The sequence below is a fragment of the Microcoleus sp. OTE_8_concoct_300 genome (genome assembly GCF_031383065.1).
Lineage (GTDB): Bacteria > Cyanobacteriota > Cyanobacteriia > Cyanobacteriales > Microcoleaceae > Microcoleus.
Genome location: NZ_JANMZH010000520.1, coordinates 1 through 24,444 on the forward strand (window position 1 = coordinate 1; position 24,444 = coordinate 24,444).

A 24,444-nucleotide genomic window follows, 5' to 3' on the forward strand; every position below is an offset into this window, starting at 1 on the left:
TTTTTTTTTCGACCCCACTAATTTACACATCTTAAAAAAATAATTCGGCCGGGCTCTGCGCCCAACCCCACACTAAAAAATAACACTGGGGGTTTGGGCCGAAGACCCCGTCCCATCACTTGAGGAAAAGGATTTTTGCAAGAGGTCTATTGCTCCTGCAGAGAAAAAAGGACTAAAGTCCTGACTGCGAATCTTATGATATTTATATAGCCAGACATGATTAAGGAGCGGGAAAATATGACCGTTACAACCATTAACCCCTCACCGGAAAAAACTACACAACGGGTAGTATTATCTAATATCAGTTGGCAGACTTACGAAAGCTTATTAGCAGAAGCGGGAGACAAGAGATCCTCGCGATTTTCATATTCTCAAGGAGTCTTAGAAATTATCATGCCATCAGACTTGCATGAAACTGTTAATTGTTTGTTGAAACAGTTTGTGACTACTTTAAGTGACGAATTAAAATTGAAACGTAAGGGATTTGGTTCGACGACTCTCAACCGTGAAGATTTAAAACAAGGTGCAGAACCAGATTCCTGTTTTTATATCCAAAATGTCGATCGTATTCGCGGCAGAAAAATTAACTTGTCAATCGACCCGCCACCAGATTTAATTATTGAAGTCGATCTCACCAGTCCATCTACTAATCGCTTTAGTATCTACAAAAACTTAGGAGTTCCAGAAATTTGGAGATATCTCGGAGAGACTGTACAATTTTTTCAACTTCAGAACGGAGAATATGCAAGCTGTGAATACAGTGGCGCTTTTCCGATTGTTTCTTCAGAAATAATCAATCAATTTTTGCAGATGGCCGAGACGGAAGATGATACGACTATAATTGACGCTTTGCGAGTATGGGTCAGGCAGCAGTTGCGATCGCCCGACAACGATCAATAATATTTAACTTAATTTAACTAATTTTAATTGAGGAATCTGCTAAATGTTAGACACAAGCGTTGTTTTACAGGAAGTTGAACTTTTTTTGATGCAGCAAGGTAAGGTGTATGAAGCACTCCAAAACATTACTCAAAGCTTGTCGAGAGCAGGCATTGACTATGCAGTAATTGGTGGCATGGCCCTTGTGATTCACGGCTATATCAGAACTACTCAATACGTAGATTTGTTACTGACACCACAAGGGTTGGACTCCTTTCGATCGATTTTGCTCGGTCGTGGATTTGTGCCTGCCTTTGCTGGTGCTACCAAAATGTTTAAGGATGTGAAGACAGGAGTATCTGTTAAGATTATCACAACCGGACAGTTCCCAGGAGATGGGAGACCTAAATCAGTTAGTTTCCCTAACCCGGCAGCCGTAGCTGTTGAAAAAGACGGCATTAAAGTCGTTCGATTGGTTACACTGATTGAACTGAAGTTGTCATCAGGTTTGAGCGGTCGCGGTCGATTGAAAGATTTGGCGGATGTACAAGAATTGATTAAAGCTCTGAGTTTGCCTGCGGAATTAGTACAGGAGTTCGATCGCTCTGTGCGAGAAGAATATTCCCGACTGTGGATCGATGTTCAGCCTGATGGTTGAGATTAATTGAGTTTCTATTGATATCGTTTCCGGTTGCATCGGAATGATTTAACCACAGAGGGCGCAGAGAACGCAGAGGGAGAGAATACAGAGATGAATAATTCCGATGCTACCGGATTTGATATGATTGGACGATCGACTTCAAGCAGCGCTCAAAGGTGTTGGATAATAAACGGTCGGGCTATCTGATATGTCAAAACCAGGACGATGGGCACGAGAATCGGAATAGCAACTAGCAATCCCCATTTGCCAAACTTAAGTTTTTGACCGTCCGATTTGAACAGGAAAATCACAGCGGCAATTCCCATGAGTACCCAGAGGCCACCGAAGCCCATGAAGACTGTATAGCCTACATCTTGCATTTTTTTTGACCTTTAATAGTAGTCCATATTTAAGGTTAGTTGCAGTCTGTTTCTGCTGACATCTTCTGATAGGTTGATCGAACTTATTAAATATTACTCATTTCGAGTTTGGTTGGCAGCGGCCTTGACTTTCGCACTCGATCCGCTGAGTTCGATCGCTCATAATTGTTGCTAAATCCGGCCTTCCTGTCAGCTTCAGCCGCCAGTGGGCCCAAATTCCGTACAGCCAATTGGCGATCGCCCCGATCGCTGGTAACTTAGTCACAGCATAAACCCAGCCCATACCTAAAATCTCGTAGGTGCGGCGAAAAACCTCTACATTTTTAACCGTCGTACCGTCGGGTAACACCGCGTGAATCCGCCCCATTGCCATTTCGTAGTCGATTCCGCCGTGGGCCTCCGGGTTGTAGCTATCATCCGCGATATCCACAAACGACACTAAACCTCGCCCCGCGTCGCGTTTTTTTAAGAAATTAACCTCCCGCACGCACAGAGGACATTCACCGTCGTACAGCAACTCAATCTGCCAAGCAGCCGCAACAGACTCGGGTGAGGGCGCAACAGATTCGGAAAACTCGGTTTTAGCAGCAGGCATAGGGAAATATATTTTAATGTCGTCGATCGCACACAAACATTTTACAAGGATAAATAGTTATCAGGTGCGCCTTGGGTACTCCTAAAGCAGTTATTTGTGCTGTGAAAAATAGTCCCAAAGGTGAATCCAGTCTTGGCCGCCCGCAATGCTAAAATCATCAAGGTGCCTTCTACTGCCTTGCCGGAGACTTTCGCCCGATCGCTCGTTAGCTTTCAGGATCCTAAGGAAAGCCCTCGAACAGGATCGTCTATTATCAACCAATTCGAGGCAAAGCACCTGCCAAGCACAACTATTAAGTCGGCAACAAAATATAATAAAATTTGAAGTCTTAAACACTCAGCTATTCGCCCAACCAGCAAATTGCACCCAATCTCAAAGCAAAAATCTACATGAATGTCAGAGTCCGTCTAGCCCCCAGTCCCACCGGAAACCTACACATCGGTACCGCCAGAACCGCCGTATTCAACTGGCTGTTTGCCCGCAACCAAGGCGGCAAATTCATTCTGCGGGTAGAAGACACAGATGTAGAACGTTCTAAAAGCGAATACACCGATAACATCCTCGAAGGACTCACCTGGCTGGGTATGAACTGGGACGAAGGCCCGAGTTTTCAGTCGCAGCGTCTGGAAATATACCGCCAATCAGTCCAAACCCTGCTAGACAAAGGACTTGCCTACCGCTGCTACACCACGTCGGAAGAACTAGACAAGCTGCGGGAAGCACAAAAAGCCAACAAACAGGCCCCCCGCTACGACAACCGCCACCGCAACCTCACTCCCGAACAGCGAGAAGCTTTTGAAGCCGAAGGGCGGCAAGCTGTAATTCGGTTTATCATCGAGGACGATCGCACCATCTCTTGGAACGACACGGTACGCGGCACCGTAACTTGGAAAGGTAGCGACCTCGGCGGCGATATGGTAATTGCCCGTGCATCCAGCGGCGGCGTCATCGGCCAACCCCTCTACAACCTCGCAGTAGTTGTCGATGACATCGACATGGGCATCACCCACGTCATCCGTGGCGAAGATCACATCGGCAATACTCCGAAACAAGTATTGCTCTACGAAGCTTTGGGCGCGACAATCCCAGAATTTGCCCACACGCCACTGATTTTAAACTCGCAAGGGCAAAAGCTTTCTAAACGCGACGGCGTAACCTCGATTTCTGACTTCAAAGATATGGGTTACCTCCCCGAAGCTCTAGTTAATTACATGACTTTGCTGGGCTGGACTCCCCCGGACTCAACGCAAGAAATATTTACACTGTCGGAAGCTGCAGCAGTATTTACATTCGATCGAGTCAACAAGGCCGGTGCAAAATTTGATTGGGATAAACTCAATTGGCTTAACAGTCAATATCTGCACAAAATGCCAGTGCCGCAATTGACAGATTTGCTGATACCTTATTGGTGGCAGAAAGGCGGTTATGAGTTTGACTCGGAGGCAGACCGCCCTTGGCTCGAACAAATAGCTACTTTAATCGGCCCGAGTCTCGTTCGCTTAACCGATGCTGTGGATATGTGCAAGTTGTTCTTCTCCACCACGGTGGAATATGAAGAAGAAGCACTCGCACAGTTGCAGCAACCAGGGGCTGCACAGGCTTTACAAGCAGTTGTAGAAGCGATGGAAACTCATTCCTCCCTGACATCAGCGGAAGCTCAGAAAATCACTAAAAAGCTCAGTAAAGAGAAAAATCTTAACAAAGGGCTAATTATGCGATCGCTCAGAGCCGCTCTGACAGGTGCAATGCACGGCCCCGACCTGATAGAATCTTGGGTAATCCTTCACCAGCGGGGGACGGCTAAAACCCGCTTGCTTGATGCCATTAGCAACTTGAATTTGCCTGCTGTTGGTGTCGCGGCCGAAACTCCTACCCCAGAACAACCAAACGCAGAAATAGTCGGCGAAACTTCTGCTAAAGAACAGCCAGCCGTCCAAACACCGACTGTTGAAACAGCCGCGCCCGAGGTGACAGCAGTCGAAAAATCGCCTGTGGAAACAGTCGATATATCGGCTACAGAAACAGTCGGAACCGAGGTTTCAGCAGTAGAAAAATCACCTGTGGAAACACCCGGAACCGAGGTTTCAGCAGTCGATATTTCGGCAGTTGAAACAGCCGCAGCAGCAGTTGAAATACCTGCAGCCAACCAGCAAAAAACTATTGCGAGTGGAGAAATGACTTCATCAAACGAACCAGAAACAACCGTTATTATCACCGAAATTCCTGCCGGAAATGAAACAGACAGTTCAAGCGGTACCACACAAGTCATAATTACCGACGAACCGCCAAGTCAGACCCAGCAGATCAAAGAACAAATTATCTCAATTTTGTCGGAGTTTCCCGCTTACATCGGCAGCTTTTACGAGCAGTACAAAAGTCCCCTGACTGTTGTCGGTGTAATTGTAGCCTCGATTATCTCTTTGAAAGTGCTTTTGGGGGTAATAGACGAACTCAACGACATCCCCCTGCTAGCACCCACATTCGAGCTAATTGGTATCGGATACACCGTGTGGTTTGTCTACCGCTATTTGCTGCGATCGTCCAATCGGCAACAATTAGGTCAAGAAATTCAAGCTTTGAAAGAACAGGTTTTCGGCAAAAAGTCCTAAACTTTTGCTGGTAATTTGTTGAATTTGTGCCCGACACTGACAATTTTAAATAAGTTGTCAGTGTCGGTTTTTTTTGTAGGAATGGGCGATTATTTTGGCAATGGGCGATTGAAATCGCTGAGTTTAGGGGAACACAAAGGAAGTCTGCCTAGGCGGACTAATAGACCTCTTGCAAAAATAAATAGGACGGGCAAGAGGCCCATCCCACAAAAAAAAATAACTCTTGTGGGATGGGCATCTTGCCCGTCCCATCAATTGATGAAAAGGATTTTTGCAAGAGGTCTAATGGTTAATGGCTAATTCTTTGGTCGAGTGCGCCACCAGACGATCGCAGCAGATCCAAGGGCGATCGCGCAACTCAAAACAAAGGAAAATACAAACGGATGCCACAGGATTAAGGGTGCGGGGACGTGGTTTTGTTGCAGCGTCTCGAAGAGTTTGTCTGTGCCGCTTGATGCTGCAATTCCTCCCGCTGCTAAACCGACACCGATCGCCTGTATTGTGCTTTCTAGGCGATCGTCTCGGTTTTTCTGTGCTAATTCGCTGCTCGCTTGTTCTATTTCTACTATCCCTCGGATTGAGGCGATCGCTTGTTCGATTAAGCCTGTTCCGTGTCGGAAATAGCCTAAGTCGCCTGCTATTTGCGATCGCATAGATGGAGCAGTTTTTCTACGGAAGTTATTTAATATTGATAGTTCTTCCTCATCGTTTTCTACTTTAGCAGAGATTTGATCTAATTTCTCAGCGTAATTGTTAAGATTTATCGCAATTGTATTGCCGTAATCTTCTAATTTTGTCAGCCCTTGAGTGTAAGTCAGTGCTGTTTTCAGTAGCTTTTTCAACTCGTCCTTAAATTCCTGTAAATTGTCGGTAGTCAAGGCGCTGTCTAGTTCATCTATTCGCTGCTGCAACCAATTAACATTATCCACCACTTGTCGGTAAAAATCAAACAGTATGCGGTGAATTTGCCTGCTGTTGTGAAAGGCTTTAATAATTTTAGTGCGGTAGTAAAACAAGTCTACTATTTCCCGCTGGTAAGTACCAAGCTTATCTTCGGATGCTTCGCTGTTGGGAAACCAGACAAGCAAGTGCCGATAATTAGCAGTTTGCTTGATTAAACCGTACTCAAAAATCGGACTCCCAAATAACTCACCGACGCGGTTAAAAGGAGGGCGATATTTTTCGGGAAGTAAAGCGTTACAGCATTTGTCAGCTAGAGATTGGAGGGATTCGAGACTTGGTGGTTGTGGTTGCGGGGGTAATTTAGCGGTAATTAGAATTGTTTCACCTAGAAACTCTTCCCCGGTAACGATTCCTAATAAATTTTCTGGGTTAAATGTACTCAGCCATTGCGGGGAAACTTCCTCTACAAAACTATCAGGGAAACCCACATTCAACCACAGGGCATAGGTGTCTTCTCTTTTGATGGGTACAGCAAACCCGCTGACATCTAATTGAGTTTCATTGTAGCTGACTTGAGAATTAAAATCCAAGCTGATGTCTGGCAACAAATCAACCGATAAATTAGATGGTTCTTCGGGAAATTTGAGAAGGGGTTTGAGTTTTTGGGATGTAAAGCTTTCCAAAAAATCATCGCCCCAATTCCAGAGGGGATTATCTCTGCCGCTAGCGTCGCCGATTAGGTGAAAGGCAAAAGCGTAGACATTAGGATTTAAAACTTTTTCAATTTCATTCATTAATTTTCAGGCTTCTCAGATTTTATCCGCTTTTCTAAAGATTCTAGCAGCCGTGGAAATAGGCGGGGAAACTGATTTTCTGAAATATTTTCGTCTCCTTGCGGTTGACTGGGTTTAGGGATAACTTTGCCCCTGGTGGCGACGGCTTCCAATGCTTTGGTAATTTCGGGATAGTCGATACACCAATTGCTGAGTATTTTAGAAATTGCTTGATTTGATTCATTTTCGGCAGTCGCAATATTTTTTTCAAGGGTTTTTAATGCTTCTGTGGCTGCTTGGGAAAATAAATTGGGACTGGTTTTCAAGACTACGAGAAATGAATTAATGATTTTTTCTGGTTTCATGGCTGAATTTATGTCTTGTAATTTATAATATTGTCATTTTACCATATTCACAAAAGACACAGCAATGCCATGTCCTGATTGCCCTGTACTAATTGCGGTGTGACGGATTGTTAAATGGTCGGCACATGGCATTGTTAAATGGGAAGGAAACGGCATTGCCGTTTCCTACAAAAATTCATTGTTTGGCTGACGAATCTATTGCCCAATCGCACAAAAAGCCGCCCAGAAGTAGGGAGATTGGTAACGTTTGTTTTCTGGTCTTTGAGCAAATTTAATAGAATTTTGCATTTCCTCTTTGCTTTCATCTGAAATTAGTTTACAACTTGCAACCCAATCTACCAAATCTTGCACTGTTGCCTCCTTTAGCCACAACTGAGACTCCCGCAAAGCAATCGCCACAGGCGGGCGAGTTTCAGACAGGAAAATCTCATAAAACTTAATCATTAAAATCGCCGTAGATACATCATTGACAGCCCACAAAGTGCTAATTACACTCGTGGCCCCGGCATAGAAAAAACCGCTAGGCAATCCGATATACTCATCAGTGTTATCTCTAATATCCGTTAAGCCAGTTTCGCAGGCGGAAAGCGTCACTAAGCTGCACTTACTCAGCCGGAAATCAAAGATTTCTTCCAGTGTCAGACATTCGGCGATGTCGAAGGTTTCGCCTCGGCGGGAACGAATATAACTTTTGTCGGAGGAAACCCCCCCTAGCCCCCCCTTGGTAAGGGGGGGGACTTCTCCTGTCTCGCCATTTACCAAGGGGAAATCCTCTCCTGTTTCGCCATTTACCAAGGGGAAATCCTCTCCTATCTCGCCACATGGTAAGGGGAAATCCTCTCCTGTCTCCCCCCTTCGCAAGGGGAAATCCTCTCCTGTCTCCCCCCTTGGTAAGGGGGGATTAAGGGGGGTAATTTTCGCCCCAGCTAAGATTAAAGCTGATTTTCGGGGATTGGAAAAGTCGAAAAAACCGTGACAAGAAAAGTGGGCGATGTCGGCATTCTGCAACGCTGCCAATTGTTGCTGCAATCCTGTTTTACTTGCCTTCTCCCGAATCAAAACTTCGGCAGGATTAAAGGATTTGGCAATTGCTTCAACTTCAATATCGGTAAAGTCTAAATCTTCTGTCGGGTTTTGAATGGCAAACAATCTTGTGGGTGATGACTCTTCCCCAGTCGGATTTACCCGCTGAGATAATTGTAATAGCTGACAACTGGGAGTATATCTGACACCGCCTGGAAAAAGTTCGAGGAGACTTCCAGTTTCTTCTACATTCTGTCTTAGCCTTCGGCTGGTTAATGCGTGAAGTGGTAACAAGTGCAAATATCGGAAGGGAACTAATATCAACCGCTGGCAGTTTTTCGGGAGGTGAGAAATTATTTTATCGATGTGCAAGATTTTAGCTAATTTTTCCAGGCGGGTTTCTAGCTGATTTCTCCAGTTTTCAGGTTGATTGATGTAGTCGTCGATATACTCCTGCTGAAACTCCTCTAATGCTTGCAAGTCTTGATATAAAGATTCCCAGACATCTGGTTGGGTGGAATCGCGGGTAATAGTAAAAACTTTAAAGCTTTCTTGGCTAATATACCATTCCAAAATTGCCTCATCTTCACCTAACAGACTGCGAATTTCCTGAAAACTAATTCGCTGTACATTTTGCGGGAGGTTGCGGGATTTGTGGAACAATTCTACTAGGTTTCTGGTTTTGCTGCGTTCGATGTATTCTAGGGCTGCGGTTTTATTTTCCATTTGTAGGCAAACTTCTACCATATCCTGATAAAGCTTATTCCATTCTTCGGCTAATTTTTGTCGGTCTGCTTCGCCGCCGATAATAATTTCACTCCGCATTGATTCAACGGTCTCAATCGCGGTTTTAAAACTATTGTAAGCTTCTGGTAGTTGTGAATTCTCCTGGTTGGCAAGTCCGAGATTATATAAAGTTTCAACATTATTTATAGGAAATGCCGCGCGGGTGCGAATTTCTAATGATGCCAGAAAAGCCGCGATCGCCCGTTCCAAATTCTCGGCTTTTTCCCCTCTGATTCTGTAGCGGTAGGCATTCCCCAAATTATTTTGAGTATCTGCCCAATATTGGGGAAATACCTTGGGGGTGTAAATTTCTAATGATGCTAGATAAGCTGCGATCGCCAGTTCTAGATTCTGGTCTGTTTCCCCTTTGATTCTGTCGCTGTACGCATTCCCCAAATTATTTTTAGTACCTGCCCAATTTTGAGGAAATGCCTCGCGGGTGTAAATTTCTAATGATGCTAGATAAGCTGCGATCGCCAGTTCTAGATTCTGGTCTGTTTCCCCTTTGATTCTGTTGCGGTAGGCAATCCCCAAATTATTTTGAGTCATGGCCCAATATTGGGGAAATACCTCACGGGTGTAAATTTCTAATGATGCTAGATAAGCTGCGATCGCCAGTTCCAGATTCTCGGCTTTTTCCCCTCTGATTCTGTCGCCGTAGGCAATCCCCAAATTATTTTTAGTACCTGCCCAATTTTGAGGAAATACCTCACGGGTGTAAATTTCTAATGATGCCACAAAAGCATCGATCGCCAGTTCCAGATTCTCGGCTTTTTCCCCTCTGATTCTGCCGCCGTAGTCATTTCCCAAATTACTTTGAGTCATGGCCCAATCTTTAGCATATTCTTGACGGGTAAAAACAGTCAAGGCAATTTCATCACCTGCAATGGCAATTTCCAAATTACTCGCCCTGCTGCCTAAAGGAAATTCCCGGATTGCGTTGCAAAAATTGCCAATAAGTGTTGTTAGAGAAATGCGCCTTTGGCTATCTGAGTTTGGCAAAGTTTCCTTCGCCCAATTTCGCAACACCACCGCCAAATTATCATTAATTAATTTGATATTCTCACGAAGTATGGCATAAATTACATTACGATCAGCCTTGTTGTCTGCCGTTACCTGCAACACTTCCGTTAAAAAGGTAAGGTAAGTGGAAGGTGACGATTTATCTGGCATTGTATTGCCATAAGTACCCATGAGATGCCCTGCAAGAGTCATTAAAGAATTAGCATCATCCAGGTTGTTATCAATTCTCAGATTGTTTGCCTCCTCTAGCATTACCTGCACCAACCCGGCATCAACTAACTCGGAGTTTGCCTGCAAAATTTTGTTTTCTTCCCCCCTGGGACAATTCAGTAGCGATCGAATCAGATTGAGATAAGCTTGTTGGCGTTGTTCGTCCATATCTGGTGGCGGGCGATTGGGCGGGGGAGTTATTATTTAGTGATTCTATTATATAGAGAACGCGCGTAGTTTGTTAGTGCGATTTATCAGTCTGGTTGGTGAGGCTACAATCTTTCGATCCCCCCTAACCCCCCTTCGTAAGGGGGGGACAAGAGTTAGGTTGAATATTGTTTGTGAGGCTACAATCTTTCGATCCCCCCTAACCCCCCTTCCTAAGGGGGGGACAAGAGTTAGGTTGAATATTGTTTGTGAGTCCACAATCTTTCGATCCCCCCTAACCCCCCTTCGTAAGGGGGGGACAAGAGTTAGGCTGAATATTGTTGGTGAGTTCACAATCTTTTTAAGTGGGATTCAGGCCTTTCACTACAAGACTTCGCCCTCTCTTCCCCCTTATTAAGGGGGGCTAGGGGGGATCAGAACCCCGTTATCAACGAAAAACTTCGCCCTCTCTTCCCCCTTAGTAAGGGGGCTAGGGAGGATCAGACCTTCCAACTGATAGCAAACTCCCTCAAAATTCTGCAAAACTTCAACATTAGTAAACCTAACTACCTGAAGTCCATAGCCCTCTAGAATATTCGTCCTCTCCTCATCATAAATTTTCCCCTGTTCAGTAAAATGACTCTCTCCATCAATTTCGATGACCAGTCTTAATCCCGAACAGTAAAAATCAACAATAAAATTATCAATCGGCCGTTGTCGCAAAATGCGAACGGGCAATTTTCGCAAAAAACCTTGCCACATCTTTTTCTCTGTGACTGTCTGGTTTAGCCGCAGTTGTTTAGCGATGGGAACAAGTTTTGGGTTGTAGGGCAAATAAAAACCGGAGTCTTTGAGTTGTAGCACAATACCTCCTAGCTTCCCTGAAAAAGTTACTATTAGAGTTATTATAGTTTTTCGAGGTACTGTTTAATGCTGGCTCTAGATATTCAATCAATTCTCAATTCCATTCCCCATGAAATTCGCTGGCAAGATATCGTACAGTTTGAAAAACTAGACGATCGCGTTACCATTGCTGATGACCTTTGTGCCAATATTATTGGTGTAAATGAAGGTACTATCGAATGCGGTTCCAACGAAAACCCACCCAGTTAATTAGAACGCTCGTTTGGTGGTGGGTTGTGCGTCCAGATTTAGGCGCTGCGATCGCCCTTGAAGCTCCTCAAAAGCTCAAAAACATTATCAGTCAGTACATTTTGCAAAATTTACAACAATTCAGGATGAAACAACATAGCAAACACAGACGAAGGCCGATCGCCCTTTATCCATTTCAACCGCCGAATCCTCAAAAGGGTAACTAATGACTGATAACTAAACCCCAGCAGCCGTCAAAGCTGCCCAGTGATACGGATTAGCAAAAGGATAGGGTTTGCGGTTGCGAATTTGCTGCAAAGAAGCCTCAGCAATAACGCGAGAACTGTGAGAAAGCCGATCGAACATTTGCGAAATTTGAGGTTGAAAATCCGCCAGCAACACCTCCAATTCCTCCCCTGTCAAATTCCGCAGCCACCTTTGAGCATCCGCCAGCGCCATCGCCACATCTCCCACCTGCAACCGAGGAAACCGTGCGAGATTTTCATAAAACTTGCTTATCAGCAGCAGCGTAGAAACATCGTTCACCTTCCAAAGACTGCTGACCACACTAGACGTGCCAGCATACAACAAACCCGCCGACAAACCGACAAAATCTCCTCCAGCACCGCTAAGTGGGCCAGGCGCAATTTCGCAAGCCGATAAAGTAACTAAAAAATATTGCCGCAAATCAAGATTAAAAATTTCCTCCAAACTCAGCAAATCATTTTTCAAAAACACTGCGGATTTAAGTGGCCAACCCAAATTAAGCAAACTCAAACAAGCAAAGTGAGCGCATTTTTTCTGCTGCAAATGCCCTATTTGCTGGGGTAAATCCCCCTTATTAGCAGACATTCCTCGGGAAAAAGCCTCTTTAATTGCTGGCTTCTGGCGCAGAAGTTCTGCACTAGGAAAATACTGGGAAATATTGGCGATTTCCATGTTGCTGTAAAACGAATCTCTGGTGAAAGTTGGAACTGCCAAAAGGTGCTCCAAACGGGGTCTGTACCGACCAAGAGCTGCAGCGCGCGCACTTTGTCTAAACAGCAATAGCTGACAGCTAGGAGCATAGCGAATTCCTCCAGCAAATCGATCGATCAAATAACTAGCAGGCGCTAAAACGTCGCCAAAGGCCGAACCTTGAGAAAAATCCGAACCAGTGTACCCCTCCCCATCAAAACCGCTGCGATCGCTCCACCCAGTCCTCCAAATTCCCCTGCCGTCCTCAAATCCGTCTCTCACCCCCAGAGGCAAAGCGTGGAGGGGCAAAGCGTGCAAAAATCGGTGTGGCACAAAAATCAGCCGATCGCAATTCTCCGGAATCAGCGCCACCACTCGATCGATTTCCAGCAGCGAGGCCAAGCGTTTGAGGCGAGCCGGGAGATGATTGATCCAGCGACCTTTTTGTTCGGAATAAGCGCTGAGGTACTCTAGGGCCCAACTTTCGGCAGCCAAAGCATTTTGCGACGAACACTGGTGAACGGCGGGATATTGTGCACCCTTGACCACCACAAAAGCGACCAGCAAGTCCCCCAAACTTGCCCACACCACAGCAGCGCAATTGGCATCAGGCAACAATTGGCGAATTTGCTCGAAAGCGATGGGTTGAACTTTGCGAGCTAGGCTGAAGAAAGGATCGTTTGCCTGCACCTCCCGAGTAATCAACCCATCAAACTGCCGCCACAATTGATTTAAGTGCATCAACTCCGAGTTCGGCAGCAGATAACCGCTGTTCAAACCTTGGGTATCGCCCTCAGGAATCAAGGTAGTGTTGGGCTCGGGTTCTCGCTGTTCTTGGTGCCGCTGTTCCCCCGCTATTTCCTGTTGCAGCGACTCCAACTCGCTTCGCACCGCTGCGGGAATTTCGGCTTTCGGAGTCAGTTGACATTTAACCAGCAGTTCTACTAAATTCCGATTTTTGTGGCGTTCGGCGTATTCCAGAGCCTTAGCGAAATATTCGGGTTCGCTGGCGCCGAGTTCCAAGCAAACTTGCACCAGGCATTTATAGAGTGCAGCCCAGGTGCGGGTTAATTTGACTTTTGGGGGACTCGTCTGATCGCCCCAATCGACTGTATCCACCTCGGGTTCGGAGCGCAAGAATTCCACTGTATCGACAGCAGCAGTAAAAACCCCGTAGGCGCGAAGCAACTCGCCTCGAACTCGGTAAGCTTGACCCAAATAAAATAAAATTTCAGCCCAGCGGTGGGGATGGGTTTCGCGAGTGTAGACTTGGCAGGCGCTGTGATAGCAGCGGATCGCGCTTTCCATGTGGGACAAGTTTTCCGTCTCTGTCAGTTGGGAATAAGCCCTACCGAGATAAATTTGCAGCATGGCCCAGCGGTTGGGAGCTCCCTCCCTGGTGTAGACTTGGGTCGCATTTTGATAGCAGGCGATCGCGCTTTTGAGGTTGCGGTTTTTTTCCCCTTTCAGGTGTTCGCAGAAAGCGCGGCCGAGGTACGCACACAGCATTGCCCAGCGTTCGGGAGATTTTTGGCGGTTGCAAAACAGCAAAGCATTTTGATAGCAGGCCAGGGCCATTTCGATATTTTCAGCTTTTTCCCCTTTCACCCGCCGACTGTAGATCCTACCGAGGTAAATTTGGATCGAAGCCCAAGCTTCGGGAAATTTGATGCGGGTATAGACTTGTAAAGCATTTTGATAGCAGGTGATCGCCATTTCCACATTTTCCACCGGATCGCCTTTGATGCGATCGATAAACACCCGCCCCAAATTCCTTTGAGTCGTCGCCCACTGTAGCGGAAAAGCTTCCCTAGTCCGCACTTGCAAAGCTCTCTGATAGCAGTTGACCGCGTATTCGAGATTTTCGGCTCGGTTGCCCCGTAGGAACTCGCAGTAAGCATTTGCCAAATTATTTTGAGTCGTGGCCCAGCGCCGGGGAAACCGCTTGCGGTTGTAGACTTGCAAAGCATTGTGGTAGCAAGCGACTGCCAGTTCCAGATTTTGGGCTTTGTCGCCGCGCAGGCGGCGGCTGTAAGCACGGCCGAGATTGTTTTGAGTGCTCGCCCACTCTTCCCCGAAAGTTTCGCGTGTGCGAACTCGCAGCGCGTTTTGATAGCACGCGATCGCCTGTTCTAGATTGTCTGCCGGATCTCCTTTGAGGCGCTCGCTGTAAGCGTTGCCCAGATTATTTTGCAGCGTCGCCCACTGTTCCGGGTACTGTTGGGGAGTGCGCACTTGCAGGGCATTTTGAAAGCAAGCGATCGCCTGTTCCATATTTTGAGCTTTATCACCTTTGGGGCGATCGCTGTAAGCGTTGCCCAGATTGTTTTGCAACATCGCCCATTCTTGGGGAAAGTCTTTGCGGGTAAACACCTTAGCAACTGTTTCGTAACCGGCTATTTCGATTTCCAAGTTATTAGCCTTGCTGCCGAGGGGAAACCGCCCAATTTTGTTGCTCAGATTGCCGATCAGGCCTGCAATGCGCCTAGTTTCCGATTCTTTGGCAGCAGAAAGCACCAAAGTCGCCCATCCGCGCAGCAGTTGTGCGAAATTATGGTCGAGTTTATCTAAATTGTTTCTCAGCAACTGGTACAGGTGCTGCGAATCTGCGCAGCGCGCAACTGCCTGCAATACTTCTGCTAAAAAAGTCAGATATGCTGTCCCGGTTCCGGGCAAATTAGAAGTGCCCTTTGCAGATGCTAAGGGTGCGATCGCCTTTTGGAAAAATTTTGCCGCTTTGAGCAAACTTTCTCGCGTCAGTGCCGGCTTTTCCAAATAAAGCGTTTGCATGAACTCAAAGTCGATCGACTTTGGGTTCGTCCTCAAAATCAAATCTATTCCTGAGTCCACAGGATTTTCCAGCAGCGTTTGGAGCATATTAACATCAGTTTTGCGACGCTTTTCGTCCATCGTGCATTCCGCCAAACTATTAACCATAGGAGCGCTGCTTCCGTGCAACCAAGTGAACTACCCACCGCTAAATCGGAGTTCCGAATATAGTAGGGGGTTGTGTACTCATAGGCGAGGGCAGAAGCTTAGACTTTCGTCCCAGCTTTGGTCTTACCTCGCCTCCTAAAGCAGAGACGGCTGAACCTTCCGTCTTTAGTATTCTGATACCTTCTGCTCTGATATTTATCGCTGCGTTCCCCTGCCAATCATGATCTGTACCACACTGAGGACAAGTCCATTCCCTGATATCTAATGGCATCTCGGTCCTTTGATGGAAACAATTAGAACAGAGTTTGGAACGGGGAAACCATCTATCAACCTCTACTAAGTTCCCGCCTTTGCGTTCCCACTTTTGGGCCCCCAAGTTGGGAAAAGTTCCCAAACCCTTATCATATATTGCTTTCGCCCACTTTTGATTGCAAACCCTGCCCAAGACATGAAGGTTCTCTACTATGACCGCGAGGCTATCGCTGCCCAACTTATAACTCAGTTTATGTAAAAAATCTTGCCGCGAATTCTTAACGCGTTCGTATACCTTAGGAATAACTTTTGTATATTTGTAACTAGAATTACTTTTTTTCTGCTGGGGCGTTAACTTTTGCTGCTGGCGCTTCAAGTTCTTCTCGTGCTTGGCAAAATGCTTGGCATTGTCATATTTAGATTTTTTTTCGCCCTCGGTGACAATAGCAAAGTCTTTCACTCCTAAATCAATGCCATAAATCCTACCTTCTTTTGTTGTCTGGTTCTCACCCTCTATTTCATGCAGTATAGATGTCAGAGATTTTCCTGAAGAATTCTTACTAATAATTACTGTTGAGATTTTACCCTCAATTAATCTCTTAATTTTTGCTTTTGCTCTTCCCAGCTTGCGGGAAAGTTTGACATTAACCTCTACAATTTTAACGTTTTTAGTATACTGACATGACTGTTTTTTATGCTGAAATTTGAACTCATAAAACCCAGCACGTTGCTCAAGAAAGTTTTTGTATGCAGTGGTTACGTTGAGCGTATTAGCTGGCAAAAATTTGCTGTAACACTCACCTAGCCATGCACTTCTATCTAATTTTTTGAAACCAGGTAAAAGTGTGTTGAGGGCGGAGCAGCCAAGTTTTTTACCAGTTTTTTTATAAACTTCAATTAATTCATTTAGAGCATAATTCCACCACCAGCCTGCACCACCAAAAGTGGGAGCTAATTGTATTTGTTGATTTTGGGTAGAAGCATACAAACGAACTTGGATAGCCTTGTGTAGCACTCAACATCACCTCCTTGGTTCTTCTATTCTCTCACAATATACAGTTGACGAGCAAAATTTTACGGAAAAATTTGGTGACGAGGATTACATCTTTCCTCTCTTGAAAGCTGTCCCAAAAATTGCTCAAAGATGCAATCGCCGTCACCCGCCCTTCCGACTATAAGGGTACTAGGTTTAGTGGGAAGGGGGCGAAATAGTTAAACCAGGATTCACAAGTCCCAACAGACACGCAGATAGCGAAACTAGCACCTACAATCGCTAATAGTATTATTTGGCGCGTCGATCCTCAGTAAAATCCCGGTTAAAGGCACCGTCAGTATGTCGGGGCCGGTTTCACAGATAGTTCTAAATTTGACAAACCCGCCCCGACAGACTTGCAGCGGGACGGGTTTACTTTTACCCTTGTCGAACTTACGCTAAGAAACCCGGTTTCTGGGAAACTATTGGGTTTAGTAACGAGAAATCTCGAAAGAAAGCGGGTTTCTGAGGAAGAGTGTGTCCTGGACTAAGTGAGTTTCAGCGCTACAGCTAACAAAAATCAACTCTGTAGATTTTACTGTACCGCCTGAGAACGCAAGGCTGACTCCACTGCCAGCAGAGCTCGATCGACTTCAGCGGAGGTGACAATCAGCGGCGGGACAAACCTCAGGACTTTCGGCCCTGCGGGAACCAACAGAACTCCTGCGGCGATGGCAGATTGGACGATATCCGCCGATGTAAGTTCGATATCAGCTTGCAATTCCATCCCGACAATCAAACCCCAGCCGCGCACCTCAGCAATTAAATGCGGATATGCGGCCCCCAACTTGTTGAGCCCTGCTTTCAACTGTTCCCCGCGCTGCTGCACGTTTTCCAGAAGGTTTTCCCGTTCTAAAGTTTGGCACACACACAAAGCGACAGCGCAAGCAAAAGGATTGCCGCCGAAAGTGCTGGCGTGACTTCCCGGTTCAAATACATCGCAGGAAGATTTGCACAGCATAGCGCCGATCGGGATACCGCCGCCCAATCCTTTGGCAGACGTAAAGATATCCGGTTCAATGCCGAGGTTTTCGTAGCCCCAGTATTTGCCGGTGCGTCCCATCCCGACTTGCACTTCGTCGAGAATGAGCAAAATGCCTTTTTCGTCGCAAATTTCCCGAATGCGCTGGAAGTAGGCGATATCTCCCGGGCGAACTCCGCCTTCGCCTTGCAGGGCTTCCAGCATAATTGCAGCTACTTGGCGTTCGTCTTTGTCGAGTTGCTCGATCGCACTTTCGATCGCACTAATATCGTTGTAGGGCACATAGTGAAATCCCGGCACCAAGGGGCTAAAACCCTTCTGGTATTTAGGCTGTCCCGTAGCCGTAATTGTCGCCAAAGTCCGCCCGTGGAAACTCGCAACGGCGGTAATGATTGTCGGATTCGAGATATTTAATTTTTCGTGGGCGTATTTGCGGGCGAGTTTAATTGCTGCTTCATTAGCTTCGGCGCCGGAGTTGCAAAAGAAGGCTCTGTCCGCGCAAGAATGGTCTACAAGCCACTTCGCCAGCTCGCCCTGTACGGGGATATAATAAAGGTTAGAAACGTGGTGCAGGGTCTGAATTTGCTTAGTTACCGCTGCAACCATTGCCGGGTGGGCGTGTCCCAGAGTGCAGGTAGCAATACCCGCCACAAAATCGAGATATTCGCGGCCCTCGGTATCCCAAACGCGACAGCCGAGGCCCCGTTCTAGGGCGATCGCAAAACGCCCGTAAGTTGTCATTACATAGCTGTCGAAGCCCTCAGAACTGAAGGGACTGGCTTCGGCTTGCACGATTGGTTCTTTTAGTAAGGTTTCTGGACTCACGAATCGCTCCTTAACACATAATATGTAGACCTAGATTGTACGGTAAAAATCCTGGTTAGCGGTGGATGCTGTTAGTTTTGTCATAAAATGATAACAGTAACAGCAATTAATCCCTGACCAATCTACTGATGAGTTATTACATTTCTCCTGACTTTCTCGATCGCGTTGCGGTGCACGTCACTAAAAACTTTTTAAATTTGCCCGGAGTAAGAGTCCCCCTAATTTTAGGAATTCACGGCCGCAAAGGAGAAGGCAAAACTTTTCAAACCGAACTGGTTTTTCGGCGGATGGGCTTTGAACCGGTGATGATATCTGGCGGGGAATTAGAAAGCCCGGATGCAGGAGATCCGGCGCGTTTAATTCGCTTGCGCTACCGGGAAGCTGCAGAGCAAATTCGCGTGCGCGGCGAGATGTGCGCAATTTTTATTAACGATTTGGATGCCGGTGCTGGCAGGTTCGATACTACTACTCAATATACTGTCAATACTCAGATGGTGAATGCCACTCTGATGAATATTGCTGATAATCCAACTAACGTGCAGTTACCCGGAAGTTATGACAGCACGCCGCTGCACCGAGTGCCGATTATTGTCACGGGAAATGATTTTTCTACGCTGTACGCGCCGCTGATTCGCGACGGGCGGATGGAAAAGTATTATTGGGAACCGAGCCGGGATGATAAAATTGGGATTGTTGGGGGAATTTTTGAGTCTGACAAATTGTCAAAAACTGAGATTGTGGGGTTAGTCGATCATTTTCCCGATCAGGCGATCGACTTTTTTAGCGCTTTGCGATCGCGCATTTACGACGAACAAATCCGCGAATTCATTCACAAAGTAGGAATCGAGCGAGTTTCCAAGCGTTTGGTAAACACTTTGGAAGCAGCGCCAGATTTTCCGAACCCTAATTTCAGCCTCGCTCATTTAATAGAAATGGGCAGTTTGATGGTGGGCCAACAAAAGCGGATTCAGGAAATGCGCTTAGTAGATGAATACAACCAATCGCGGCTGTTTAACGTTCAAGGAACCCCCAATGTCCCTGCTGCTGCGCCAACGCAAAGTCAATTAAACGACCCGTCATCCAAATATTATAAGGCTTACGTTGAGCCAAGTTCTGAAGGTGGTAACGGTCATGCGGCGCGGCTGAGTTCCGAGGTATTGGAACAAGTAAAGCAGTTGTTAGCAAGAGGCTGCAAAATTGGCATGGAATATGCAGATAATCGCCGATTTAAAACTGGTTCTTGGCAAAGTTGCGCGACCATTCAAACTGCACAGGAAAAAGATGTGGTTGCATCTTTAGAAACTTGTTTGGCGGAACACGGCGGCGAATATGTGCGGCTGATTGGTATCGATCCAAAAGTCAAGCGGCGGGTAGTTGAAACAATTATTCAGCGGCCGAATGGTTGATTTTTAAAGTTAAAGTAGGGTGCAGCGCACCTGACAAAATCTCTAATACCAATTTAATGTGAAGTTGCACATATCTCGATCCCCCTAAATCCCCCTTAAGAAGGGGGACTTTGATCGAAATCTTGTCCCCCCCTTCTTAAGGGGGGCGCCAGGGAGATCGGATTCTATGCAGCCTCATAAAAAATTGGTATAAGAATAAAAACTCTGTGTCCTCTGCGTTCTCTGCGGTTAATCAAAAAAATTAGGATGATGCAAACCAGCGGCGAATTAATTCAACTTGGAAACGGTAGCCCTCACTAACTTCCTCAATCAATTCGCGTTGCAGAAGTAAATTGAGAGCATGGGATTTATCGGGAAACTGTTGCAAAATAGTTAATCGGCTGACTGCTGCCCCTTCTCCTTGTGCTGCCAAAAACTGCAAAATAGCTAATCCTGCTGCATCTGCTTGATTGCTTTGAATATCGGCAAAAAAGAAACTGCCAACACTTAAAGCCTCTGGTATTGCTGCTTCTACATCGGCTAAAGTTGCCAGTCGGCGGATAGATGGATCTTGCTCGTTTTTTAGTGCGATAATTTCAGCGCAGAGGAGTTGTATTAGGAAAGGGTGACAGCGGGTGAGTTGCAAGACTCGATCGACCGCATTGAGTTCGTAACGCAGGGTAAAATCTTTGACTGGTTGCTCAATTAGTTGACGCGCTTCGGGTTGTTTCAGGTAGCTGAGATGAACGACTTGGACATTGATTAAATAGCTAGCCCAACGCTGAAATTCTTCTATTGTATGGGAACCAGCTAGCAGCACTTTGAAGCGGGGACGATGTTGAATCAGGTGACGCAACATTCCCAGAACATCCTCCTCATCAAAACGTCCTTTTGTGATGGCATTATCTAGCGCCTCGAATTCATCCAAGGCAAGCAGGGCAATATTTGGTTGTAGCGCTTGTTCTACTTCGTCCAGCCATTCATCAAAGCGGGTGAAAGGGTCATCTTGCAGTGTTTCGCGCTTAAGAGATGGGAGAGTGAAGGCACTTTGGCGCTGGGCTGAGTTTGCCATACTCCGGGCGATATTGTAGAGAAAACCAGCATAATCAGTCGTTGATGAAACTGGGCCTTGCAAGTCTACAAACATGGGAATGATAGTGCTGGGTAGCAAGCGTCCCAAGTTGTTGAGTAGGGAAGTTTTGCCCATGCGCCGCTGACCGTAGAGTAACAAAGGAGGGCGGCGGCCGTCTAGGAGTAATTGCTCGATGCGCGTGCCGATGTCAGCACGTCCGGTGAAGATTTCCTGCTGTTCTGTAAGAGGTACGCCGATGATATAAGGGCTGTCGATTTCTTGGCGAAGTTCGACTGCTTCTGCTAGTTCTTGTATATAGTTGGTGACTATTTCAGACCAATGGTTAGCAATAGGGCGAAAACGAACAGAATATTGATCGCTGCTGCGGGTGAATTCTCGTATTAAACTGTTTAATTTTTCTGCTACCGCACTGAGGGCTAAACGCTGGTTGTAAGGACTTTTCTGGTTGAGAGCTGCTGCTACATCCTCGCTGATGCTACTAAAACTACTTAAGAGGGAACTAAGTGGACTATTCAGTTCTCCAATGGCTAGAGTGCGGTAGGCGTTAGCGATAGCAGCTACATCTTCACAACGTTCTAACCCCCGTGCATCAAGTTCAATTTGTACAGCTTGTGCAGCCCAACGCTGGCGACTTGTGCTTAAATAATTGAGAGCGGCTGTGCCCTCTTTTGGGTTACGCTCTATTACGAAGAGAACGTGCTTGTCTAAGCCTTGCAGGGGAAAGCGCTGCCACTCATCCCAAAAAGCAGAATGGCAACGTAAGAAACTGGGTTTATTAGCTGTGCGTCGTTTGTCTAGTTGGTAAAGCAGAATATTCCATCCCGTGAGGAAAGGATACAGTACCACTGGCAGCCATAAGTTGATAGTTATTCCGACGCCGAACGCCACGCCCAACACCAGGCCCGACGCCACGCTCAACGCCACGCCGAACGCCACGCCCAACGCCAGGCCCCCCGACACGCCGAACGCCAGGCCCCCCGCCAGGCCCGACGCCAGACCCCCCGCCAGGCCCGACGCCACGCCCCCCGCCAGGCCCGCCACCACGCCCGACGCCAGGCCCGACGCCACGCCCGACGCCAGGCCGAACGCCAGGCCCGACGCCAGGCCCGACGCCAGGCCCGCCGCCACGCCGAACGCCACGCCCCCCGCCACGCTCAACGCCACGCCCAACGCCACGCCTGACACAATCTTTTCTACTGGCGCACCTAGTAGCCAAAGCACTAAGGCAACAACAATTGAATTAGCTACGACAGGCAAAACCAGGAATGCTTGTATTAGTAGGTTCCACAAAGCTCGATTTTGCCATCTTAAACCTATTTTGCTGTTAGATTCGGTGTCTAAAGCAGGGTCAATACGCTTGAGATGATTTTGCCAAGTCGAGGGACGAAAGAAAAGCCAGAACAGCAGTTGCAGGCTACCCAGAATCAGGTTGGGATGCTGTTCTGGTGAATTGGTGTAGGCGTTGCGCGGTACATTTGGCGAGATCATCTGGCTGTTACGTCTGCACCAATTTCTAGCCTTTGTACATCCTGTTTAATGTTTGTTAGCCGATCGGACGATCGCCGATAGTTAGTATATCCAAAAAATATAAGTAAAAATGCACAAATGAGACAAATACATAATACATTAAAATATGAGCTAGCAATAAATTAATGCAGCTCGCTAAAATGGCTGTGTTACATTTGCGTTAGGGAAAAAGAGAATAGAGTGCCCAGTACCTTTAGACTCTGGACACCCACGCTCCCCCTGAACATTACCGTTAAGCTACCGTTCAGAAGCTTTGATTAAACTTTTGAACAAATTGGAGAGCTACATGGCTAATATTTATCGACCACTGTTAATTGTTGCAGTGGTGATGTGCGCCATATTGAATGACGTACCTTTTAATGATCCAGTCGTGTTTCCCGTTATCATCCAATTACTCATGCCTATGGAGGATAGGAGCAAGGGCAAGGATGAGGACAAGAACGATCGAGACAAGAAGGATTAATAGAAACCAATGTGAATCGTTGTTGAAGTACGTTGGTTAATCAATAGGAGCTAAGTAAGTTGTCACCTTACTTGGCTTTTTTGTTTTAAGGGGTAATATTTCAATGCCCTACACCTTATACACCTTATCTTATCTTAAAACACTTAGAGGTTGAGTAAAGGTTGTCTTGAGGTTGTCTTGAGGTTGTCTTGAGGTTGACTTGAGATATAAATTGGGAATAAACATTAAAGCTTTGCATAAACAGGATTTACGCCCTCTCTGTAAATTCAAAGGGGTCATCCGATTTTAGATTTTAGATTTTAGATTGAGTCCACAGATAAATGCGAGGGTTTGCGATCAAATTGCTTTACGTACTTAATTTTGAGTAGTTCCATAAATATAACGAGCGCTAGACAAGTTTCTCAAATCAATGAGTGAAGGGCTGCATCTGTTGTAACCCAACTTCACGCCAATCATCCTCAGTTTCCCCCTCTTCCAGACTAAATAATCGTTCTCGACAAAGAATTTGCAGCAGCAGAGGCCAGCATTTACTTTGATTCAAAATCCACTCGACATCCTCAGCCGGAAAAGGCATGGGCGAACTGGCTATCAACTCCCGTGCTTCAGCTTCAGTCAAAGCACCCAGAGTTGTAGTATATCCAAAGATATTGAAAAAAGGTGAACTATGTCCCGTGCTAGTCGCTAAGTCGATCGGCGATTCTGGAGTTGCCAAGACAAAGCCTAAATTCCCATTTGTTTGGTTAGTCGCCAAAGAGCGCAAACTCTCCCAAAACCCATCATCTAATTCGGGACAGCGTTGCAATCCTGCGCCAATTTCATCTAATAGAATGACTGTAGGCTGACGTAAATTACTGCTAACCACATCCATAAATCTCTCTAAGTCGCAAGGGCTAGGAACTGACATTTTTAGGGATTCTAAAATGTAGCGCAGCAGCCCTTCCCGACTCTGCCGTCGCGCATCTTGAAAATCTACGAAAATCCAACGATAGTTTTCTGGAGAGGGCAACCAGTCAGATTTTTGACGGGGGCGCAACTGTTCTGTTGGGGTGGTGGTAATATTTTTCAAGTAGTGCAGCAAAGAAGTCTTGCCACTTCGTCGCTTGCCGATAATGGCAGCATTTTGCAGGGGACGGCGTTTCAGTAAGTCGAATAGGCGTTTTAGTTCCTTCTCGCGTCCAAAAAAGTAGCGCGGATGGGTGATGGGAGTACCAGTGATGAAAGCTGAGGTTTCCTCAAAGATAGGCTTAGGGATAGTTTCGTCTATATGTACGATATTTCTCCACTCATACCCCAATCTCCCGCTAATTTCCTCAAAATTTATATAATCAACAGGTTTACCCGCCAGAAAGCTCTTGACGGTGGATAGGGAAATTCCTAATTCTTCAGCCAAAGCCCTCTGAGTCGGAAAGCCGTTGCGTCCTAATGCCGATTTGACTTGTTCGATACACCCTGGAGAAACTTTGAGCGATCGCCCCATGATGCCTTTAGAGAAAATTACTAATTTAGATTATAGGTTCGATCTCAACTACAAGTCAACTCGCTCAACCTTTTTGCTCAACCCTGAA

17 protein-coding genes and 1 pseudogene are annotated in these 24,444 nt (G+C 46.4%); 7 read left to right on the forward strand and 11 right to left on the reverse strand.

Translation table 11 applies throughout. From position 1 onward, the window contains the following. The first annotated feature begins 237 nt into the window (after positions 1-237). Positions 238-900 carry a Uma2 family endonuclease gene (locus tag ACUVJL_RS24045; RefSeq protein ID WP_445248138.1) on the forward strand — a complete coding sequence of 221 codons (663 nt, stop codon included), beginning with the start codon at positions 238-240 and terminating at the stop codon, positions 898-900. 43 nt (positions 901-943) lie between these two features. Then, positions 944-1,537, forward strand: coding sequence for a hypothetical protein (locus tag ACUVJL_RS24050; RefSeq protein ID WP_445248139.1), 594 nt, complete (start codon positions 944-946; stop codon positions 1,535-1,537). A 152-nt stretch (positions 1,538-1,689) separates the two neighbouring features. On the opposite strand, the gene ACUVJL_RS24055 is transcribed toward ACUVJL_RS24050, so the two are convergent. Then, a complete protein-coding gene (locus tag ACUVJL_RS24055; RefSeq protein ID WP_445248140.1) occupies positions 1,690-1,899 on the reverse strand; it encodes a hypothetical protein in 210 nt (69 codons plus the stop codon). A 97-nt stretch (positions 1,900-1,996) separates the two neighbouring features. Beyond that, positions 1,997-2,494 (reverse strand): thiol-disulfide oxidoreductase DCC family protein, encoded by a 498-nt coding sequence (locus ACUVJL_RS24060; protein ID WP_445248141.1) that lies wholly within the window; start codon positions 2,492-2,494, stop codon positions 1,997-1,999. Between the two features lie 389 nt (positions 2,495-2,883). Between ACUVJL_RS24060 and gltX the strand changes: the two are divergent. Both gltX and ACUVJL_RS24070 read left to right on the forward strand, forming a co-directional pair. Further along, positions 2,884-4,308, forward strand: a pseudogene (gltX, locus tag ACUVJL_RS24065) (glutamate--tRNA ligase); the annotation flags it as partial. Between the two features lie 360 nt (positions 4,309-4,668). Continuing rightward, on the forward strand, positions 4,669-5,103 hold the full coding sequence (locus tag ACUVJL_RS24070; RefSeq protein ID WP_445248154.1) for a CAAD domain-containing protein: 435 nt from the start codon (positions 4,669-4,671) through the stop codon (positions 5,101-5,103). Positions 5,104-5,399: 296 nt separating this feature from the next. On the opposite strand, the gene ACUVJL_RS24075 is transcribed toward ACUVJL_RS24070, so the two are convergent. The 4 genes from ACUVJL_RS24075 to ACUVJL_RS24090 form a co-directional block, all read right to left on the reverse strand. Continuing rightward, entirely contained in the window at positions 5,400-6,800 is a 1,401-nt protein-coding gene (locus tag ACUVJL_RS24075; RefSeq protein WP_445248142.1) for a hypothetical protein, read from the reverse strand. Then, positions 6,800-7,144, reverse strand: coding sequence for a hypothetical protein (locus ACUVJL_RS24080; RefSeq protein ID WP_445248143.1), 345 nt, complete (start codon positions 7,142-7,144; stop codon positions 6,800-6,802). The genes ACUVJL_RS24075 and ACUVJL_RS24080 overlap by 1 nt, the downstream gene beginning before the upstream one ends. A 195-nt stretch (positions 7,145-7,339) precedes the next feature. After that, positions 7,340-10,354 carry a CHAT domain-containing protein gene (locus ACUVJL_RS24085; RefSeq protein WP_445248144.1) on the reverse strand — a complete coding sequence of 1,005 codons (3,015 nt, stop codon included), beginning with the start codon at positions 10,352-10,354 and terminating at the stop codon, positions 7,340-7,342. Between the two features lie 393 nt (positions 10,355-10,747). Beyond that, on the reverse strand, positions 10,748-11,197 hold the full coding sequence (locus ACUVJL_RS24090) for an endonuclease domain-containing protein (protein WP_445248145.1): 450 nt from the start codon (positions 11,195-11,197) through the stop codon (positions 10,748-10,750). Positions 11,198-11,263: 66 nt separating this feature from the next. Between ACUVJL_RS24090 and ACUVJL_RS24095 the strand changes: the two genes are divergently transcribed. Both ACUVJL_RS24095 and ACUVJL_RS24100 read left to right on the forward strand, forming a co-directional pair. Beyond that, the gene (locus ACUVJL_RS24095) at positions 11,264-11,446 is read left to right on the forward strand and encodes a hypothetical protein (protein WP_445248146.1); all 183 of its coding nucleotides are present in this window, start codon (positions 11,264-11,266) and stop codon (positions 11,444-11,446) included. Next, entirely contained in the window at positions 11,416-11,652 is a 237-nt protein-coding gene (locus ACUVJL_RS24100) for a hypothetical protein (RefSeq protein WP_445248147.1), read from the forward strand. Before ACUVJL_RS24095 ends, ACUVJL_RS24100 begins: the two co-directional genes overlap by 31 nt. A 10-nt stretch (positions 11,653-11,662) precedes the next feature. On the opposite strand, the gene ACUVJL_RS24105 is transcribed toward ACUVJL_RS24100, so the two are convergent. The 3 genes from ACUVJL_RS24105 to ACUVJL_RS24115 form a co-directional block, all read right to left on the reverse strand. Next, entirely contained in the window at positions 11,663-15,319 is a 3,657-nt protein-coding gene (locus ACUVJL_RS24105; RefSeq protein ID WP_445248148.1) for a CHAT domain-containing protein, read from the reverse strand. 40 nt (positions 15,320-15,359) lie between these two features. After that, entirely contained in the window at positions 15,360-16,586 is a 1,227-nt protein-coding gene (locus ACUVJL_RS24110; RefSeq protein WP_445248149.1) for an RNA-guided endonuclease InsQ/TnpB family protein, read from the reverse strand. A gap of 553 nt (positions 16,587-17,139) precedes the next feature. Next, a complete protein-coding gene (locus ACUVJL_RS24115) occupies positions 17,140-18,411 on the reverse strand; it encodes an aspartate aminotransferase family protein (protein WP_445248150.1) in 1,272 nt (423 codons plus the stop codon). Positions 18,412-18,539: 128 nt separating this feature from the next. Between ACUVJL_RS24115 and ACUVJL_RS24120 the strand changes: the two genes are divergently transcribed. Further along, on the forward strand, positions 18,540-19,817 hold the full coding sequence (locus ACUVJL_RS24120; protein WP_445248151.1) for a ribulose bisphosphate carboxylase small subunit: 1,278 nt from the start codon (positions 18,540-18,542) through the stop codon (positions 19,815-19,817). Between the two features lie 241 nt (positions 19,818-20,058). On the opposite strand, the gene ACUVJL_RS24125 is transcribed toward ACUVJL_RS24120, so the two are convergent. Next, positions 20,059-22,377 (reverse strand): AAA family ATPase, encoded by a 2,319-nt coding sequence (locus tag ACUVJL_RS24125; protein WP_445248152.1) that lies wholly within the window; start codon positions 22,375-22,377, stop codon positions 20,059-20,061. A gap of 908 nt (positions 22,378-23,285) precedes the next feature. Beyond that, on the reverse strand, positions 23,286-24,356 hold the full coding sequence (locus ACUVJL_RS24130; RefSeq protein WP_445248153.1) for an AAA family ATPase: 1,071 nt from the start codon (positions 24,354-24,356) through the stop codon (positions 23,286-23,288). Positions 24,357-24,444: the final 88 nt, after the last annotated feature.